Origin of the sequence: Nocardioides aquaticus (assembly GCF_018459925.1) — a bacterium.
GTDB lineage: Bacteria > Actinomycetota > Actinomycetes > Propionibacteriales > Nocardioidaceae > Nocardioides > Nocardioides aquaticus.
On record NZ_CP075371.1, the window covers coordinates 1,269,049 to 1,286,071 of the forward strand.

The window sequence follows — 17,023 nt, forward strand, 5'->3', positions numbered from 1 at the left end:
CGGGCCGCCGCTGACCGGCCGGGCCGCGGCGGGCGGGGTCAGGCGCGTACGGGCACGTGGCGGGCGACGCAGGCGAGCAGGTCGCCGAGCACCTCGTCGCGGTTGGTCTCGTTGAAGATCTCGTGCCGCGCCTCGGGGTAGGTGTGCTGCTCGGCTGCGGGGTTGCCGGCCGACAGCGCCTCCCACCCGGCGCGGGACGGCCCGATCGGCACGAGCTGGTCGTCCTCGCCGTGCAGCCACAGCAGCGGCGTGCCGGTCACGGCGCCGGCCTCGGTCACCCGGCCCATCGCGGTCACGAGCGCCTGCAGAGTGGGGCGCTTGAAGGGGCCGTGCCAGACCAGGTCGTCGGCGACGTACGCCTCGCCGACCGCGGCGTCGCGCGACAGCGTGGCCGGGTCGATCGGGACGTCGGGGATCTCCTCGGCCCCCAGCAGCGCGGTGACCGCGGCCCACTCGCCGAGCACCGGACCGCTCAGCGCCACCGCAGCCAGGTCGGCGCCGTGGCGCTGGGCGTACCGGGCGCCGATCAGGCCGCCCATCGAGTGCCCGACGAGCACGACCGGGAGCCCCGGGTACGCGGCGCGGGCGGCGTCCTCGAGCAGGTGCACGTCGTCGACGACGCGGTCGATGTCGCCCACCAGCACCCGCTCACCGCTGCTGCGCCCGTGGCCGACGTGGTCCACGCCCCACACGGCCGCACCGGCCGCGGTGAGGCGGGTGGCGACGTGCTCGTAGCGACCGACGTGCTCGCCGTAGCCGTGCACGAGCAGCGCGACCCAGGTCGGGTCGGTGGCCTCCCAGCGGCGTCCCACGAGGGGGCCGGCGTGGCCGTCGAGCTGCAGGTCGGTGCTGGGCGTGGCGGAGGGCGTCGTCATGGGGCCGACGTTAGGCCGTGGCGGGCCCGGCCGGCTCGTCGGCACGCGGGAGGGTCTCGGGCGCGCGCAGCCAGGGCAGCAGCGCGACCAGGCTGACCGCCGCGGTGGTGGCGAACGCCCACCCGTACCCGACCTGGTCGGCGACGACGCCCACCAGGATCGGCCCGCCGATCGCGCCGGCGTCCTGCGCCATCTGGAAGGTCGACAGGACCGTGCCGCCGCTGCGCTCGGCGGTGACGACGTCGGCGACCGCCGCCTGCTGACCGGGGTTGACCAGTCCGGCGCCGACCCCGGAGACGGCCGAGAGGACGAGCAGCACCAGCAGGTCCCCGCTCAGCCCGATCAGGCCGAGCCCCAGCGCGGTCACGACGAGGCCCACGAGCACCAGCGGCCGTCGCCCCGTGCGGTCGGCGACCCGGCCCGCGACCTGGAGCGTCGCGGCGGTCCCCGCCGCGGCCAGCGCCAGGGACACCCCGGCCACCCAGGTCTCGTCGTGCACGGCCACCGCGAACTGCGGCAGGATCGCGACCCGGACACCGAAGTTGCACCAGCCGTTGGCGAAGGCCGAGGCCAGGCAGGCGCGGTACGTCGGGTGGGCCAGGGCGTCCCGCAGCGGCATCGGCGGCCGGGGAGGGGCGTCGACGGGCGGGCGGAGCGCGGCGCCGCTGAGCCGGAACCCGACGACCGCCGCGGCCAGGACGAGCGCCACGGCGTACGCGACGAACGGCAGCCGCAGGCCGAAGGTGGCCAGCGCCCCGCCGAAGACCGGCCCGAGCATGCCGCCGACCAGGAACGAGCTGGCGTAGGCCGAGGAGACCCGCCCGCGGATCGTCGGGGGAGCCAGCCGCACCAGCAGCGCCAGCGCCGAGACGGTGAACATGGTCGACCCGATCCCGCCGAGCCCCCGCAGCACCAGCAGCTGGGTGTAGGACTGCGCGAAGGCGGTGGCCAGCGACGAGGCAGCGACGACCAGCAACCCGGTCAGGTAGACCGGCCGCTCACCGAGCCGGGTCACCAGGGCGCCCCCGGCGGGGGCGAAGACCAGGCGGAAGAACGCGAACGCCGAGACCACCAGCGACGCCGCGGCGACGCCGACGTCGAAGCTGCGGGCGTAGGCCGGGAGCACCGGCGAGACCAGGCCGAAGCCGATCGCGATCACGAAGGCCGAGCCGATCAGGACCTTGAGCTCGCCGGGGATCGGGATCCTCTCCGGCGGGGTCGTGCTGCTGCGGCGTGTGGTGCCCCTCATCGGCTCCAGAGCCCGGTCCACGAGTGGTCCAGGGCCCGGACCATCGTGCGCAGCAGGGGCAGGCTCACGCCGACCACGGTGTGGTAGTCGCCCTCGATCCCGGTGACAAACGCGCCGCCGAGGCCGTCGACGGTGAACGCGCCCGCGACGTGCAGCGGCTCGCCGGTCGCGACGTACGCCGCGACCTCGTCGTCGTCGACGTCGGCGAAGTGGACCGTGGTGGCCGCGCCGCGGAGCTCAGTCCGACCGGTCGCGGTGTCGCGCAGGCAGTGCCCGGAGTGCAGGACGCCGGAGCGGCCGCGCATCGCGTGCCACCGGCGTACGGCGTCCTCGGCGTCGACGGGCTTGCCCAGCGCCTCCCCGTCGAGCTCGAGGACGGAGTCGCAGCCCAGCACGAGCGCCCCGGCAGGCAAGCCGTGCTGCTCGGCGCGGTCGGCGACCGCGGCGCACTTGAGCTCGGCCAGGCCCGGGGCCAGCTCGGCCGGGGGGAGCCCGTCGAGCACGGACTCGTCGACGCCCGAGACCACCACGAGCGGGTCGAGACCGGCGCTGCGCAAGGTCGCCAGCCGGGCCGGGGAGGCCGAGGCCAGGACGAAGGGGACGGGCGGGAGGTCCGGGTCGAGCGGATGGGTCACGGGACGGTGACCTCGGAGACCGAGCGCAGCCGCGGGTGGGCGTGGTCGTCGCCCTCGACGTCGCCGGTGGCCCACCAGATCCGCAGGCCGGGCTCGGTGATCTCCAGGGTGGCCAGGTTGTTGTCGAACCACGGGCCGCGGGCCAGCCGCCAGCGCAGCGGCGCGTCGGGCACCTTGGCCGAGCGGGCGACCACGTGCCCCAGCGGGCCGGCGACGCCGTAGGAGGCGATCGCGGTGGCGTAGCGCCACTCGCGCTGCAGCGGGTTGCGGATCGGCGAGCACACGGCCTGGATGATCCGGCTCTTCAGCGGAGGTCCGGAGCGGGCCTCCCGACGGGTGGGCTGGGCCTCCGAGACGTAGCTGTGGTGCACGTCGCCGGACAGGAAGGTGACCGTGGTCGGCGCCCGGCCGCGCTGGCCGCGCGAGGTCTCCAGCGTCATCCGGGCGACCTGCTGGAAGGCGTCCTGGAAGGCGGCCCAGTGCTCGAGGTCGACGCCCTGGCGCAGCGTCTCGCCGAGCTTCGCGCCGCGGGCGCCCCACGCGCCGCCGGAGAGCGCCTCGTTGAAGGCCTCGACGTAGTGCAGGCCGGGAGCGAGCAGGTAGGGCAGGGACGTGCCGACGAGCAGGTGGTCGACGTCGCCGCGCATCTGGTCGTCGAGCCACTCCATCTCGGCCTCGTCGAGCAGGCTGCGCTGGTCCTCCTCGAGGACCCGGGCGGCGCGCGAGTCGATGACGACCAGCCGCGCCTGGGTGCCGTACTGGCGCACGTAGCTCCAGCGGTACGACGTCGGCTCCTGGTCGGCGCGGTCGGCGAACGCGTCGAGCGCCTCGGAGATGTCGACCTCGCCGTCGGGGTCGAAGGCGTCGCGGGCCTCGACGCGGTTCCAGATCGGGTCGGCGTTGCGCTCCTCGGGCGTCATGTTGCCGAGGTGCTGGTAGACCCAGTACGACGCCAGGCCGCCCACGATCCGGCTGTGCCACCAGTCGGTGGCCTCCATCTCGTCCTTCCAGGCCTTGCTGGTGTTCCAGTCGTCGCGGATGTCGTGGTCGTCGAAGATCATCGCCGACGGCACCGTCGAGAGCAGCCAGCGGTTGGCGGGGTCGTTCCAGGCGAGCAGGTAGAGGTGGGCGTACTCCTCGTAGTCCTGCAGCTCGGTCCACGGCGCCTGCTCGATGTCGCGGCGCGACGAGATGAACTCGCGCATCGCCGAGGTGGTCTCGTCGGCGTAGACCTGGTCGCCGAGGAACAGCACGAGGTCGGGCCAGCGCACCCCGCCCGGGTCGGGGTCGCCGCCCTCGGTGGCCTCGGTGACGCCGGCCATCCTCAGCGCGTAGGCGCGCAGGGCGTCGACGCCGTGGGTCTTGTTGCCCTCGGCGTCGTGCTCGACGGCGGTGCGGCACGACCCGAAGGCCATCCGCAGCGGCTTCTCGACGTCGAGGGTGGGGATCAGCGACGGCGGGTAGGGCGAGCCCGGCTCGGGCCACACCTGCTCGGCGCCGGACCCGTCGTCGACCTCGACGGTGTAGGGGTACTTGCCGCCCTTGGTCATCCCGTCCACGTGCACCAGCGCGTAGTGGTGGCCGTGCACGCGGAAGGTGCGCGTGCGCCCGACGTGCTCCTGCTGGTCCCCGGCGCGGACCGTCACGACGGCGGCGCCGTCGGTCTCCACCCAGATCGAGGCGGAGGTCTCGTCGACGTGGCGGAGCAGGGGGCCGAGGACGAGGGCAGACATGGTTTCAGCGTCGCACGCGGCATCCCGCACGGTGTTCACCCGGTGCAGCGGCCCCGGCGCCCGGGCTGGAGGTCCCACCGCCGAGATGACGCGCGCGGACAGCCGAGATGACGCTCCCGGCGCGTCGAGGTGACGGTTCCGGACAGGTGGGTACGTACGCCGGTGGGTCGATGTGTGATCTGCGTGCGCCGGGTGAGTGCAGATCACCCATCGACCGGGATGTCGCCGGGCCTAGCGAGGCAGGCCGCTGGCCCGCCAGCCACCGACGCCGTGGTGCAGCGGCTCGCGGTGACGTCGCCGCGGCGCCGACCACGCGGACGTACGGCGGGGGGCCGGTGCCTCGGCGCCGCCCATCGCCGCGATCACGGCGACCAGCGCCGCGAGCTCCTCGGGTGTCGGGTCGCCCTTCACGACACGCAGCGCCGGCGGGGCCGGGGTCTCGTCCTCGGCGGCCATCAGAGCGGGATGTTCCCGTGCTTCTTGGGCGGCAGCGTCTCGCGCTTGGTGCGCAGCAGCCGCAGCGCCCGGACAACCTCGGCCCGCGTCTCGTGCGGCTGGATGACCGCGTCGACGTAGCCGCGCTCGGCGGCGATGTAGGGGTTGGCCAGGGTGGTCTCGTACTCGTCGATCAGCTCGGTGCGGCGGGCCTCGACGTCGCCGCCGTCGGCCTCGACCTGGGCCAGCTCCTTGCGGTGCAGGATGTTGGCCGCGCCCTGGGCGCCCATCACCGCGATCTGCGCGGTCGGCCACGCCAGGTTCAGGTCGGCGCCGAGGTGCTTGGAGCCCATCACGTCGTACGCCCCGCCGTAGGCCTTGCGGGTGATCACGGTGACCAGCGGGACGGTGGCCTCGGCGTAGGCGTAGATCAGCTTCGCGCCGCGGCGGATGATGCCGTTCCACTCCTGGTCGGTGCCGGGCAGGAAGCCCGGCACGTCGACGAAGGTCAGCACCGGCACGTTGAAGGCGTCGCAGGTGCGCACGAAGCGGGCCGCCTTCTCGGAGGCGTCGATGTCGAGCGTGCCGGCCAGCTGCGAGGGGTTGTTGCCGACGATGCCCACGGAGTGGCCCTCGACGCGGCCGAAGCCGACCACGAGGTTGGGCGCGAACAGCTCCTGGACCTCCAGGAACTCCTGGTCGTCGAGGACGGCGGCGACCACGTCGCGCATGTCGTAGGGCTGGTTGGGGGAGTCGGGGATCAGGGTGTCGAGGTCGCGGTCGAGGTCGGTGACCTCGAGCCCGGCGGCGTCGAGCTCGTCCTCGGGGAAGGACGGCGCCTCGTCGAGGTTGTTCTGCGGCAGGTAGGACAGCAGGCCCTTGACGTACTCCAGCGCGTCGGTCTCGTCGGCGCCGAGGTAGTGGGCGTTGCCGGACTTCGTGTTGTGCGTCCGGGCGCCGCCGAGGTCCTCCATCGTGACGTCCTCGCCGGTGACGGTCTTGATCACGTCGGGGCCGGTGATGAACATGTTGGACGTCCCGTCGACCATCACGGTGAAGTCGGTGACCGCGGGGGAGTAGACGTGGCCGCCGGCGCAGGAGCCCATGATCAGGCTGATCTGCGGGATGACGCCGGAGGCGTGCACGTTGCGGCGGAAGATCTCGCCGTAGAGGCCGAGGGAGACCACGCCCTCCTGGATCCGGGCGCCGGCGCCCTCGTTGATCCCGACGATCGGGCAGCCGGTCTTCATCGCCAGGTCCATCACCTTGGTGATCTTCTCGCCGTAGACCTCGCCCAGCGAGCCGCCGAAGACGGTGAAGTCCTGGGAGAACACGCACACCTGGCGGCCGTCGATGGTGCCGTACCCGGTCACCACGCCGTCGCCGTACGGGCGGTTCTTCTCCAGCCCGAAGGCGGTCGAGCGGTGCCGCGCCAGCTCGTCGAGCTCCACGAAGCTGCCCTCGTCGAAGAGCTGCTCGATCCGCTCGCGGGCGGTCTGGCGGCCCTTGGCGTGCTGCTTCTCGACGGCCTTGGCCGACCCGGCGTGCACGGCCTCGTCGAGGCGGCGGTCGAGGTCGGCGAGCTTGCCGGCGGTGGTGTGGATGTCGAGGTCCTCGGGGACCTCGGTGCCTTCTCCGGGCTGGGCGCTCACGCTGGTCGGTCTCCTTCTCGCACGGCGGCCCCCGGAGGGGCCCGCCCTGAGGGGGTGCTGGGACCTGCGCCAATCTAGACCCGTGACCGCTCCTCCGGGCTCGCGCCCACCCCTCGACCCGGACGCCCTGGCGACCGGTCTGGTCCCGCTCGGTCTCACGCTGGAGCTCGTCGCGACCACGGCGTCCACGAACGCCCTGGCCGCCGAGCACGTCCGTGCCGGCGCCTCGCCGGGGCTGGTCGTGGTCGCCGAGGAGCAGACGGGTGGGCGGGGCCGCCTGGACCGGCGGTGGGAGACGCCGCCCGGGACGGCGGCGGTCTACTCGTGCGTGCTGGCCCCGGAGGTGCCGGCGGCGTCCTGGCCGTGGCTGCCGCTGCTGACCGGCCTGGCCACCGCCCGCACCCTGCGCCGCCACGGCGTGGACGGTGGGGTCAAGTGGCCCAACGACGTCCTGGTCGACGACCGCAAGATCTCGGGGATCCTGGTCGAGCGGGTCGACGGCCCGCGCGGACCGGTCGCCGTGGTCGGCGTGGGCGTCAACGCCGACCTGCGTGAGGACGAGCTGCCCGTCCCGACCGCGACCTCGGTCGGGCTGGTGACGGGCCGCCCGGTCGACCGCACCGCGCTGCTGGTGGGCCTGCTGACCGACCTCGTGGCCGCCCACGAGGACTGGGTCGCGGTCGGGGGCGCGGACCGGCTCCGCGCGGCGTACGCCCGCGAGTGCGTCACCGTGGGTCGCCAGGTACGGGTCGCGCTGCCGGGCGAGCAGGAGCTGCGCGGCCTGGCGCGCACGGTCGACGCGACCGGCCGCCTCGTCGTGCGCACCGACGACGGCCAGGACGTGGCGGTCGCGGCCGGTGACGTCGTCCACGTACGGCCCCGGCCCGCCGCGACGCCCCCGTCGGCCGGGTTCCTGGGATGATCGGGTCCGTGCCCCCCGACGAACGGCCCCAGGACGCTCCCGAGCCGGAGCCCGCGCTGCGCGGCGACGGCCTTCCCGCGCCCGACGACCGGGTCGAGAGCGCGCTGCTGCGCGAGGAGCCGGCGTACGCCGCGGCCGAGGTCGCCGAGACCCTCGGTGTCCCGACCGCGCAGGTGCGACGGCTGTGGCGGGCGCTGGGGCTGCCCGACCACGGCGACGCCCGGGCGTTCACCGACTCCGACGTGGCCGCGCTGGGCGACCTGGTCGGGCTGGTCGACGGCGAGCTCGTCGACCTCGACCTGGCGGTCGGCACCACCCGCGCGGTCGGCCAGACGATGGCCCGGCTCGCCGACTGGCAGGTCGGCACGCTGGTGCACCGCGTGGAGGAGATCGAGGCGCGCGGCACCACCGCCCCCGCGACGGCCGCCGACGACGCCGTCCGGCTCGTCGAGCGGCTGCGCGAGCCGTTCGAGGAGCTCCTGGTCTACGCCTGGCGGCGCCACCTGGCGGCCGCGGTGGGGCGGATCGAGGCGCTCGGGGCCAACGAGGAGGACCTGCACAGCACCGAGGTGACCGTCGGGTTCGCCGACATCGTCAGCTTCACCGCGCTGTCGAACCAGATCAGCCGCGAGGACGTCGGCGACCTGATCGAGCGGTTCGAGTCCCGCTGCGCCGACGTGGTCGCGCTGCAGCAGGGACGGGTGATCAAGAGCATCGGCGACTCGGTGCTCTTCGTGAACGCCGATCCCGTGCGGGCCCTCGAGACCGCCGAGGGCATCATCAACAAGATCGGTCGCGACACCCGGATGCCCGACGTCCGCGTGGGCCTGGCCAGCGGCTCGGTCGTGCTGCGCCTCGGCGACGTGTTCGGACCGCCGGTGAACCTGGCCGCGCGGCTGACCACGGTGGCGCGCCGCAACCGGATCATCATCGACGCCGCCACCGCCGAGCAGCTCCCGCACGACCAGTTCGAGACCCGCCGGCTGCCCGCGCGGCCGGTCCGCGGGTTCGGCATCCTCGAGCCGCTGGCGGTCTGGCGCCACTGATCCGGCGCCCGGGGCCGTCGTGGGCTCCGGATAGGGTCGCCGCGTGTCCGAGCCCGCACCCGTCCTCGCCGTCGTCGGAGGCGGCCAGCTCGCCCGGATGATGGCCCAGCCGGCCATCGCCCTGGGCCTGCCGCTGCGTCTGCTGGCCGAGGCCGAGGGGGTCAGCGCCGCCCAGGTCATCCCCGACCACCGGGTCGGCGACCACCGCGACCTGGACGACCTCCGGGCGTTGACGGCCGGCTGTGCGGCGGTCACCTTCGACCACGAGCACGTCCCGACCGCGCACCTGCACGCGCTGGCCGCCGACGGCCTGGCCGTCCGCCCCGGCCCGGACGCGCTGGTCCACGCCCAGGACAAGGCCGTCATGCGTGCCCGGCTGACCGCGATGGGCGTGCCCTGCCCGCGCCACCTCCTGCTCGGCGAGGACGCCGGGCCCGACGACGTGGCCGCCTTCGGCTTCCCGTGCGTGCTGAAGACGACCCGCGGCGGGTACGACGGCAAGGGCGTGTGGGTGGTCCGCTCCGCCGCGGACTGCGACGAGCCCTTCGCCGCCGCCCGCGAGAGCGGCGTCGCGCTGCTGGCCGAGGAGCTCGTCGACTTCCGGCGCGAGCTGTCCGCGCTGGTGGCGCGCTCGCCCAGCGGCCAGGCCGCGGCGTACCCCGTCGTGGCCTCGACCCAGCAGGACGGCATCTGCCTCGAGGTCGTCGCCCCGGCGCCCGACCTCGACCCCGACCTGGCCACCCACGCCCAGCAGGTCGCGCTGCGGATCGCCGGCGAGCTCGACGTGACCGGCATCCTCGCCGTCGAGCTCTTCGAGAGGCGCGACGGGCGGATCCTGGTCAACGAGCTCGCGATGCGCCCGCACAACACCGGTCACTGGACGCAGGACGGGGCGGTGACCTCGCAGTTCGAGAACCACCTGCGCGCCGTGATGGACCTGCCCCTGGGCTCCCCGCAGGCCCGCGAGCGGTGGACGGTGATGGTCAACATCCTCGGCGCCCCCGAGCGCGACGGCGAGCCCGTCGGCCGGCTCTACGACGGCTTCCCGCACGCGATGGCCCGCGACCCGCGGCTGCGGGTGCACCTCTACGGCAAGGACCTGCGCCCCGGCCGCAAGGTCGGGCACGTCAACGCCTACGGCGACGACCTCGAGGACTGCCTGGAGCGGGCGCGGCACGCCGCGGCCTGGTTCCGCGGCGACCTCGGCAACGAGAGCGAGTGAGCAGATGAGCGAGCAGACCGACGGCCCGGCGCGCGGCGCGGCGGACGGCCGGGCCCGGGTGGGCATCGTGATGGGCTCGGACTCCGACTGGCCGGTGATGAAGCTGGCCGCGGAGGCGCTCGAGGAGTTCGACGTCGCCTACGAGGCCGACGTGGTCTCCGCGCACCGGATGCCCGACGAGATGCTCGCGTGGGGCCGCGGTGCTGCCGACCGCGGGCTGTCGGTCGTGATCGCCGGCGCCGGGGGCGCCGCCCACCTGCCCGGGATGCTCGCCGCGGTCACCCCGCTGCCGGTGATCGGCGTCCCGGTGCCGCTGCGCCACCTCGACGGGATGGACTCGCTGCTCTCGATCGTGCAGATGCCGGCCGGGGTGCCGGTCGCGACGGTCTCGATCGGCGGGGCGCGCAACGCCGGTCTGCTGGCCGTCCGCGTGCTGGCCGCCGCGGACCCCGCGCTGCAGCAGCGGATGGTCGACTTCCAGGCCGAGCTGAGGTCCTCGGCGCAGGCCAAGGGCGAGGCGGTGCGCGGGAGCGTACGAGGTGGTCGTGGCGGGTCGCGCGCCGGCTTCTGAGCGCACCCGGACGACCGGCGCGGCCGGTCCGGGGCGGGCCGGGCGGCTGGTCGGGCTGGACGTCGCCCGGTGCCTGGCGCTGCTCGGCATGGTGGCGACGCACGTGCTGCCGGCCACCGACGTCGACGGGATGCTGACGACGACGCAGTGGCTGGCCGGGGGACGCGCCTCGGCGCTGTTCGCGGTGCTGCTCGGGGTCTCGGTGGCGCTGGTCAGCGGCGGCTCGCGGCCGCACGCCGGGGGGTGGCTGGCCCGGGACGCCGCCGGGCTGGCGGTACGGGCGGTGCTGGTCGCGGGGATCGGGCTGCTGCTGGGGCTGCTGGACACCGGCATCGCGGTGATCCTGACCTACTACGGCGTCGTGATGCTGCTCGCGCTGCCGTTCCTGGCGCTGCGGGCGCGGGCCCTGCTCGGCCTGGCCGTGGCCTGGGCCGTGATGTCACCGCTCGTCTCGCAGGTGGTCCGCCCGGAGCTGCCGCCGCGGCAGTTCGACAGCCCGGCGCCGGAGCAGCTCGAGGAGCCCGTCCGGCTGCTGGGCGAGCTGCTGTTCACCGGCTACTACCCGGCGTTCTGCTGGCTGGCCTACGTGCTGCTCGGGATGGGCCTCGGCCGTCTCGACCTGCGACCGGTCGGCACCGCGCTGCGGCTCGCGGTGGTCGGGCTCCTGGTCGCGGTCGGCGCGACGATCGCCTCCTGGGTGGCCAGCGCCGCGGTCGGCTTCACCGGCGACGACCTGGCGGCGGTCGAGGGCGGCATGTTCGGCCAGACCCCGCTGGGGGAGTGGCGCTGGCTGGCCGTGGTCGCCCCGCACAGCACCACCCCGTTCGACCTGCTGCAGACCGGCGGCAGCGCGGTGCTCGTGATCGGCGCGTGCCTGCTGCTGGTCGCGGGGGTCGGCCTGGCCGGCGGGGGGGCCGTCCGCGTGGTGGCCGTCGTGTTCGGGGCCGGGACGGCCACGCTGTCGCTCTACGCGCTGCACGTGGTCATGCGCACCGAGCAGGTGTGGCCCACCGAGGAGCCGGGCTCGTTCCGCTGGCACCTGCTGGTGCTGCTGTGGTCTGGGGCCGTCCTGGTCGCGGTGGGACGCCGCGGACCGCTGGAGTGGGCCGTGGGGCTGCTGCCGCGGCGGATCGCGGGGCGCTAGGCGGGTCCTCCCCGACTCAGGCGGCGGGGAGGTGGCCGGCCGCGGAGGCGCGCTGGGCCAGGCGGGCGACCAGGCGGCGCAGCCGGCTGGGGCGCTGCGCGGGGGCGAAGAGGTGCAGCTGGTCGGTGCGGCCCTCGCGCTCGGCGATCAGCTGCACGACGTCGCGGTCGTAGGCGGCCGCCAGCTCGTCGACCAGGTGCATCCGGTCGTCCTCGACGGCGTCGTTGATCGCGCGGGCGTAGTGGTCGTGCAGCTCGTCGACCTCCTCGACCAGGCGACGGGCGGGGACGGGGGACGCGGTGGGGGTGGTCATGACACCAGTCTCCTCCTGGTCTTGGAACGATCCAAGGGGACGACGCGGTGACCTTGGGCACGACCGGAACACGCCGGCGATGCGTCAGCGCCGCCGACGCCACTCGATCGCGGGACAGGTGTCCATCACCATCGGCACGCCCGCGGCCCGGGTGCGCTCGAAGGCGGCCTCGTCGAGCACGCCGAGCTGGAACCACACGCCGCCGGCGCCGATGGCCACGGCCTGGTCGGCGAACTCGCCGGCGGCCTCCGAGCGACGGAAGACGTCGACCACGTCGACGAGGAACGGGATCTCGGCCAGGGTCGCGTACCCCTGCTCGCCCAGCACGGTGGGCGCCGAGGGGTGCACCGGCACGATCCGCTTGCCCCGGTCCTGCAGCAGCCGCGCGATCTCGTACGCCGTGCGCGAGCGGTCACCGGACAGGCCCACCACCGCCCACGTCGTGCTGTCGTCGAGCATCGCCCGGACGACCTCGGGGTCCTGCCAGGTGGTCGTGCCGTCAGACGTCATGCCGCCAACCTAGGCCCCGGCTCCCCGCGGCCTACACTGCTACCCGTGAGTAGTGACTACCCCATGTACGCGCTGTCCGAGGAGCACCAGGCGATCCGGGAGGCCGTCCGGGCGATCTGTGCCGACAAGGTCGCCCCGTGGGCCGCCGCCGTCGACGAGGAGGCCCGCTACCCCCAGGAGGCGCACGACGCGCTCCAGGCCGCGGACTTCCACGCCCCGCACGTCCCCGAGCAGTACGGCGGCGCCGGCGCCGACGCGCTGGCGACCTGCCTGGTGATCGAGGAGGTCGCCCGCGCCGACGTCTCGGCGTCGCTGATCCCGGCGGTCAACAAGCTCGGCTCGCTCCCGGTCCAGCTCGGCGGGGGCGAGGCGGTCAAGGAGAAGTACCTGACCAGGCTCGCCGCCGGCCAGGGCGGGTTCTCCTACTGCCTCTCCGAGCCCGACGCCGGGTCCGACGCCGCCGCGATGAGGACGCGAGCCGTGCGCGACGGCGACGACTGGGTGCTCGACGGCGTCAAGCGGTGGATCACCAACGCGGGCGTCTCGGAGTACTACACCGTCCTCGCGGTCACCGACCCCGAGAAGCGCACCCGCGGCATCACCGCCTTCGTCGTGGAGAAGTCCGACGAGGGCGTCACCTTCGGCGCCCCGGAGAAGAAGCTCGGGATCAAGGGCTCCCCGACCCGGGAGGTCTACTTCGACCGGGTCCGGATCCCCGGTGACCGGATCGTCGGGGAGGAGGGTCAGGGCTTCGACCTCGCCATGCGCACCCTCGACCACACCCGCGTCACCATCGCGGCGCAGGCCGTCGGCGTGGCCCAGGGTGCGCTCGACTACGCGCTGGACTACGCCAAGGAGCGCCAGCAGTTCGGGAAGTCCATCGCGGAGTTCCAGGGCCTGCAGTTCATGCTCGCCGACATGGGCATGAAAGTGGAGGCCGCGCGCCAGATGACGTACGCCGCCGCCGGGCGCTCCGAGCGCAACGACCCCGACCTGACCTTCTTCGGCGCCGCGGCCAAGTGCTTCGCCTCCGACGTGGCCATGGAGGTCACCACCAACGCGGTGCAGGTGCTCGGCGGGTACGGCTTCACCCGCGACTACCCGGTCGAGCGGATGATGCGCGACGCGAAGATCACCCAGATCTACGAGGGCACCAACCAGGTGCAGCGGATCGTGATGGCGCGCCAGCTGCTGGCCGGGGTGCAGTCCCAGCTCTGACGCCGCACCGCCCCGTACGACAGCAGCGGATCACTGCCACCAGGTGGCAGTGATCCGCTGCTGTCATCGACGCCGGTGTCCGCGAGCGGCACCTCGACGGTCCGCGCGCGTCATCTCGGCTGGGTCAGGCGCACTCGTCGCAGACGCCGTTGGCCGGCAGGGCCAGGTTGCAGTCCGGGCAGAGCGGGATCTCGCGCGCCTCCCAGGCGTTCTTGCGGGCGCGCGAGCGGCTGGCGGCCAGCTTGGGGGCCAGGGCGGCCTGGCCGCCGGACTCGGGCAGGTTGGTGGCCTCGAAGTAGCGGTGGCAGGCCAGGCGCTGGCCCGCGGCGTGGTCGTCGGCGTCGGCCGGCTCCTCGCCGGTGACGGCCAGGACCGCGGCGCGGTAGCCCTCGCCGACGCTGCCGGTGTTGTTGACGCACAGCGAGGCCAGGTTCGGCTCGTCGCGGGCGGCGCACTCACGGGCGACGCGGAGCAGGACGTCGCTGATCCAGTACTGGAGCAGCTGCTTGGTGTGGACGCCGGTGCGCTCGACCACCGCGGCGCCGAGCGCCTGGTAGGTGATGACGTCGTGGTAGCGGCCCGCGGTGCCGAGGAGGACCTCCCGGGCGGCCTCGGCCCGGGCGACGCGGAGCTCCTCGCCCTCGAGGACGGGCTCCGCCTCGGGCGTCTCCTCGTCCGTCAGGTCGGTCTCGGTGCTGACAGTGCTGGAATCGACCATGTCCCCGACAGTACCCGCGTCGGGGGCCGTTCCCGGACACGCCTCGGCCCCCGGGCCCGCACCGGCCCGTCGCCGGACGGTCGTCGGCCCGTCACCTCCTCGTCACCCGGGCCGCCCGTCACCAGGGGTCTGGAAGAATGACGACCCTTGCTCCTGGCGGGCGGCGCTGCGCCGTGTCCCGCGACCCGAAAGGCCGACAGCCCTCCATGGACTGCCACAGTCGACAGCCCCTCCCGCGCACCACGACCGGGAGGGGCCGCTCCTGATGTGGGTGCTCACGCTCCTCCTCGGCCTGCTGGTCGTGCTGGCGATCACCGCCGCCACCGGCTACTTCGTGGCCCAGGAGTTCTCCTACATGGCCGTGGACCGCTCCCGGCTCAAGGCTCGCGCCGCGTCCGGAGACAAGGCCGCCGCCCGGGCGCTCGACGTGACCGGACGCACCTCGTTCATGCTCTCCGGCGCCCAGCTCGGCATCACCGTCACCGCCCTGCTCGTCGGGTACGTCGCGGAGCCGCTGATCGGTGAGTCCCTCGGCACCGCCCTCGGCGGGGTCGGCGTGCCCACCGGCGTCGGCATCGCGGTCGGCACGGTCGCGGCCCTGCTGGCCTCCACGATCATCCAGATGCTCTTCGGCGAGCTGTTCCCCAAGAACCTCGCCATCGCCCGGCCGGAGCCGGTCGCGGTGCGGCTGGCGTCCTCGACGCGGGTCTACCTCCGGGTCCTGGGCCCGGTCATCTCGGTCTTCGACCAAGCCTCGAACCTGCTGCTCAGGGCGCTGCGGATCGAGCCGGTGCACGACGTCGAGCACGCTGCGACGGTGCGCGACCTCGAGCACATCGTGGCCGACTCGCGCGCCAGCGGCGACCTGCCGCGCGAGCTGTCCCTCCTCCTCGACCGGATGCTCGACTTCCCGGCCCAGGACGTGGAGCACGCGATGGTGCCGCGCGGGCGGGTCGACGTGCTGCAGGCCGACCAGACGGTGGCCGACGCCTGGGCCGCCATGGGCTCGGGCCACTCGCGCTACCCCGTGCTCGACGGGGGCGAGGTCGCCGGTGTCCTGCACCTGCAGGACGTCCTGGACGCCGGACCCACCGACGCCCCCGTCACGACGCTGACGCGCGAGCCCGTCCTGGTGCCCGAGGTCATGTCGCTGCCGGACGCGCTGCGCCGCCTGGCGCAGACCCGCGACCAGCTGGCCTGCGTCCTCGACGAGTACGGCGGCTTCGCCGGCGTGCTGACCATCGAGGACCTCGCCGAGGAGCTGGTCGGCGAGATCGCCGACGAGCACGACCCGGTCGACGCCCTCGCCGCCGGCGTGACCGGGGACGAGGACGCCGGCGCCTGGGAGGTCCCCGGTGACCTGCACCTCGACGAGGTCCAGCGCCACCTCGACCGCGAGCTGCCGCGCGGCGACTACGAGACGCTCGGCGGTCTCGTCATCGCCGAGGTCGGCGAGCTGCCCGAGGTCGGGCACCAGGTCGCGGTCGAGCTGCCCCAGGACCCCGCCACCCTGGGCGAGGACGACGTCCTGCCGGAGGTGCTGACCATCACCGTGCTCGAGGTCGAGCGGCACGTGCCCTCACGGCTGCGCCTCGCACTGCCACCCGACCGCGCCGGCCACCCTGACCACGAACCGACGGCCCCCGCGGCGTCGACCCAGCAGGAGGAGCGGGCATGAGCCTCGACAACCCGTACGTCGTCGTCGTGGTGACGACCGCCCTGATCGCGCTCAGCGCGTTCTTCGTGGCCGCCGAGTTCGCCCTGCTCGCGGCCAAGCGCCACCGGCTGCAGGACCAGGCGGCCACGAGCCGCTCCGCACGGGCGGCGCTGCGCAGCGCCGACGAGCTGACGGTGCTGCTGGCCGGCAGCCAGCTCGGCATCACCGCCTGCGCCCTGGCGCTGGGTGCGATCACCAAGCCCGCGGTCAACTACGCGCTGACCCCGCTCTTCGCGGACTGGGGCGCCCCGTCCTGGGTCGCCGGGGCGCTGGGCTTCGCGCTGGCCCTGGTCGTGGTGACGTTCCTGCACCTGGTGGTCGGCGAGATGGCCCCGAAGTCGTGGGCGATCGCGCACCCGGAGTCGGCCGCGACCCTGCTGGCGCTGCCGATGCGGGGCTTCATGTGGTTGTTCCGGCCGCTGCTGCTCGCGCTCAACGAGGCCGCGAACTGGTGCCTGCGCCGGGTCGGGGTCGAGCCCCAGGACACCGTGTCCACCGGGCAGACGCCCGACGACCTGCGCCAGCTGGTCGAGCACTCGGCGGCCGCCGGCACGCTGGACGCCCGCTGGTCCTCGCAGATCACCGAGGCCCTGGACCTGGCCGACCTGACCCTCGACGACCTGGTGCGGTGGGACCGCGCCGTCACGGCGGTCGGGTCGCGGGCCACCGTCGGCGAGGTCCGCGACCTCGGCCGCTCCTCGGGCCACCTGCGGATCCTGCTCCGCGACGCCGGGCCGACCGGCCCCGCCGGCGCGGTCACCGGCGTCGTGCACGTGCGCGACACCCTGGTGCTCGACGCCGGGGACACCGTCGAGCAGGTGGCGCGCCCGCCGTACCACCTGCCGGCCGCGACCCCCGTCTACGCGGCGCTGGCCGACATGCGCGAGACCCGCCAGCACCTGGCGGTCGTGACGGCCGAGGACGGTCGGGTCGGGGTGGTCACGATGGAGGACGTGCTCGTGCGTCTCTTCCCGGCGGTGGACTCGGCCGCCTGACCCGCCCGGGGTTGACGTCGCCATTTCTCTCAATCATCATTGACTCAATACTCGTTGAGTTGATGGAG

The 17,023-nt window shown here is 74.2% G+C and carries 17 protein-coding genes; 8 read left to right on the forward strand and 9 right to left on the reverse strand.

Annotation, left to right across the window (positions count from 1 at the left end; all coding sequences use genetic code 11):
- Nucleotides 1-38: 38 nt before the first annotated feature.
- The 6 genes from ENKNEFLB_RS06155 to ENKNEFLB_RS06180 form a co-directional block, all read right to left on the reverse strand.
- Nucleotides 39-875 carry an alpha/beta hydrolase gene (locus ENKNEFLB_RS06155; RefSeq protein ID WP_214058392.1) on the reverse strand — a complete coding sequence of 279 codons (837 nt, stop codon included), beginning with the start codon at nucleotides 873-875 and terminating at the stop codon, nucleotides 39-41.
- A 10-nt stretch (nucleotides 876-885) separates the two neighbouring features.
- Nucleotides 886-2,124: an MFS transporter gene (locus ENKNEFLB_RS06160; RefSeq protein WP_214058393.1), complete on the reverse strand. Its 1,239-nt coding sequence runs from the start codon at nucleotides 2,122-2,124 to the stop codon at nucleotides 886-888.
- Complete coding sequence (locus ENKNEFLB_RS06165; protein WP_214058394.1) at nucleotides 2,121-2,759, reverse strand: Maf family protein; 639 nt, start codon at nucleotides 2,757-2,759, stop codon at nucleotides 2,121-2,123. The genes ENKNEFLB_RS06160 and ENKNEFLB_RS06165 overlap by 4 nt, the downstream gene beginning before the upstream one ends.
- Nucleotides 2,756-4,492: an alkaline phosphatase D family protein gene (locus ENKNEFLB_RS06170; RefSeq protein ID WP_214058395.1), complete on the reverse strand. Its 1,737-nt coding sequence runs from the start codon at nucleotides 4,490-4,492 to the stop codon at nucleotides 2,756-2,758. The genes ENKNEFLB_RS06165 and ENKNEFLB_RS06170 overlap by 4 nt, the downstream gene beginning before the upstream one ends.
- Before the next feature lie 231 nt (nucleotides 4,493-4,723).
- Nucleotides 4,724-4,948: an acyl-CoA carboxylase subunit epsilon gene (locus ENKNEFLB_RS06175; protein WP_214058396.1), complete on the reverse strand. Its 225-nt coding sequence runs from the start codon at nucleotides 4,946-4,948 to the stop codon at nucleotides 4,724-4,726.
- On the reverse strand, nucleotides 4,948-6,579 hold the full coding sequence (locus tag ENKNEFLB_RS06180; protein WP_214058397.1) for an acyl-CoA carboxylase subunit beta: 1,632 nt from the start codon (nucleotides 6,577-6,579) through the stop codon (nucleotides 4,948-4,950). The genes ENKNEFLB_RS06175 and ENKNEFLB_RS06180 overlap by 1 nt, the downstream gene beginning before the upstream one ends.
- 82 nt (nucleotides 6,580-6,661) lie before the next feature.
- Between ENKNEFLB_RS06180 and ENKNEFLB_RS06185 the strand changes: the two genes are divergently transcribed.
- The 5 genes from ENKNEFLB_RS06185 (at nucleotide 6,662) to ENKNEFLB_RS06205 (ending at nucleotide 11,484) form a co-directional block, all read left to right on the forward strand.
- Nucleotides 6,662-7,501 (forward strand): biotin--[acetyl-CoA-carboxylase] ligase, encoded by an 840-nt coding sequence (locus tag ENKNEFLB_RS06185; protein ID WP_246535865.1) that lies wholly within the window; start codon nucleotides 6,662-6,664, stop codon nucleotides 7,499-7,501.
- An 8-nt stretch (nucleotides 7,502-7,509) separates the two neighbouring features.
- A complete protein-coding gene (locus ENKNEFLB_RS06190; protein ID WP_246535866.1) occupies nucleotides 7,510-8,547 on the forward strand; it encodes an adenylate/guanylate cyclase domain-containing protein in 1,038 nt (345 codons plus the stop codon).
- 97 nt (nucleotides 8,548-8,644) lie between these two features.
- Nucleotides 8,645-9,769 carry a 5-(carboxyamino)imidazole ribonucleotide synthase gene (locus tag ENKNEFLB_RS06195; RefSeq protein ID WP_246535983.1) on the forward strand — a complete coding sequence of 375 codons (1,125 nt, stop codon included), beginning with the start codon at nucleotides 8,645-8,647 and terminating at the stop codon, nucleotides 9,767-9,769.
- Nucleotides 9,770-9,773: 4 nt separating this feature from the next.
- Nucleotides 9,774-10,340: a 5-(carboxyamino)imidazole ribonucleotide mutase gene (purE, locus tag ENKNEFLB_RS06200; protein ID WP_214058400.1), complete on the forward strand. Its 567-nt coding sequence runs from the start codon at nucleotides 9,774-9,776 to the stop codon at nucleotides 10,338-10,340.
- On the forward strand, nucleotides 10,315-11,484 hold the full coding sequence (locus ENKNEFLB_RS06205) for a heparan-alpha-glucosaminide N-acetyltransferase domain-containing protein (RefSeq protein ID WP_214058401.1): 1,170 nt from the start codon (nucleotides 10,315-10,317) through the stop codon (nucleotides 11,482-11,484). The genes purE and ENKNEFLB_RS06205 overlap by 26 nt, the downstream gene beginning before the upstream one ends.
- Before the next feature lie 16 nt (nucleotides 11,485-11,500).
- Here the strand turns inward: ENKNEFLB_RS06205 and ENKNEFLB_RS06210 are convergent, their stop codons facing one another.
- Both ENKNEFLB_RS06210 and ENKNEFLB_RS06215 read right to left on the reverse strand, forming a co-directional pair.
- On the reverse strand, nucleotides 11,501-11,797 hold the full coding sequence (locus ENKNEFLB_RS06210; RefSeq protein WP_214058402.1) for a hypothetical protein: 297 nt from the start codon (nucleotides 11,795-11,797) through the stop codon (nucleotides 11,501-11,503).
- Nucleotides 11,798-11,881: 84 nt separating this feature from the next.
- A complete protein-coding gene (locus tag ENKNEFLB_RS06215; protein ID WP_214058403.1) occupies nucleotides 11,882-12,307 on the reverse strand; it encodes a CoA-binding protein in 426 nt (141 codons plus the stop codon).
- 63 nt (nucleotides 12,308-12,370) lie between these two features.
- Here ENKNEFLB_RS06215 and ENKNEFLB_RS06220 point away from each other — a divergent pair, with 63 nt between their 5' ends.
- On the forward strand, nucleotides 12,371-13,525 hold the full coding sequence (locus tag ENKNEFLB_RS06220; protein ID WP_214059341.1) for an acyl-CoA dehydrogenase family protein: 1,155 nt from the start codon (nucleotides 12,371-12,373) through the stop codon (nucleotides 13,523-13,525).
- A 124-nt stretch (nucleotides 13,526-13,649) separates the two neighbouring features.
- Here the strand turns inward: ENKNEFLB_RS06220 and ENKNEFLB_RS06225 are convergent, their stop codons facing one another.
- Nucleotides 13,650-14,243 carry a hypothetical protein gene (locus ENKNEFLB_RS06225; protein WP_214058404.1) on the reverse strand — a complete coding sequence of 198 codons (594 nt, stop codon included), beginning with the start codon at nucleotides 14,241-14,243 and terminating at the stop codon, nucleotides 13,650-13,652.
- A 265-nt stretch (nucleotides 14,244-14,508) separates the two neighbouring features.
- Between ENKNEFLB_RS06225 and ENKNEFLB_RS06230 the strand changes: the two genes are divergently transcribed.
- Both ENKNEFLB_RS06230 and ENKNEFLB_RS06235 read left to right on the forward strand, forming a co-directional pair.
- On the forward strand, nucleotides 14,509-15,921 hold the full coding sequence (locus ENKNEFLB_RS06230; protein WP_214058405.1) for a hemolysin family protein: 1,413 nt from the start codon (nucleotides 14,509-14,511) through the stop codon (nucleotides 15,919-15,921).
- Nucleotides 15,918-16,955: a CNNM domain-containing protein gene (locus tag ENKNEFLB_RS06235; RefSeq protein WP_214058406.1), complete on the forward strand. Its 1,038-nt coding sequence runs from the start codon at nucleotides 15,918-15,920 to the stop codon at nucleotides 16,953-16,955. Before ENKNEFLB_RS06230 ends, ENKNEFLB_RS06235 begins: the two co-directional genes overlap by 4 nt.
- Nucleotides 16,956-17,023 lie beyond the last annotated feature (68 nt).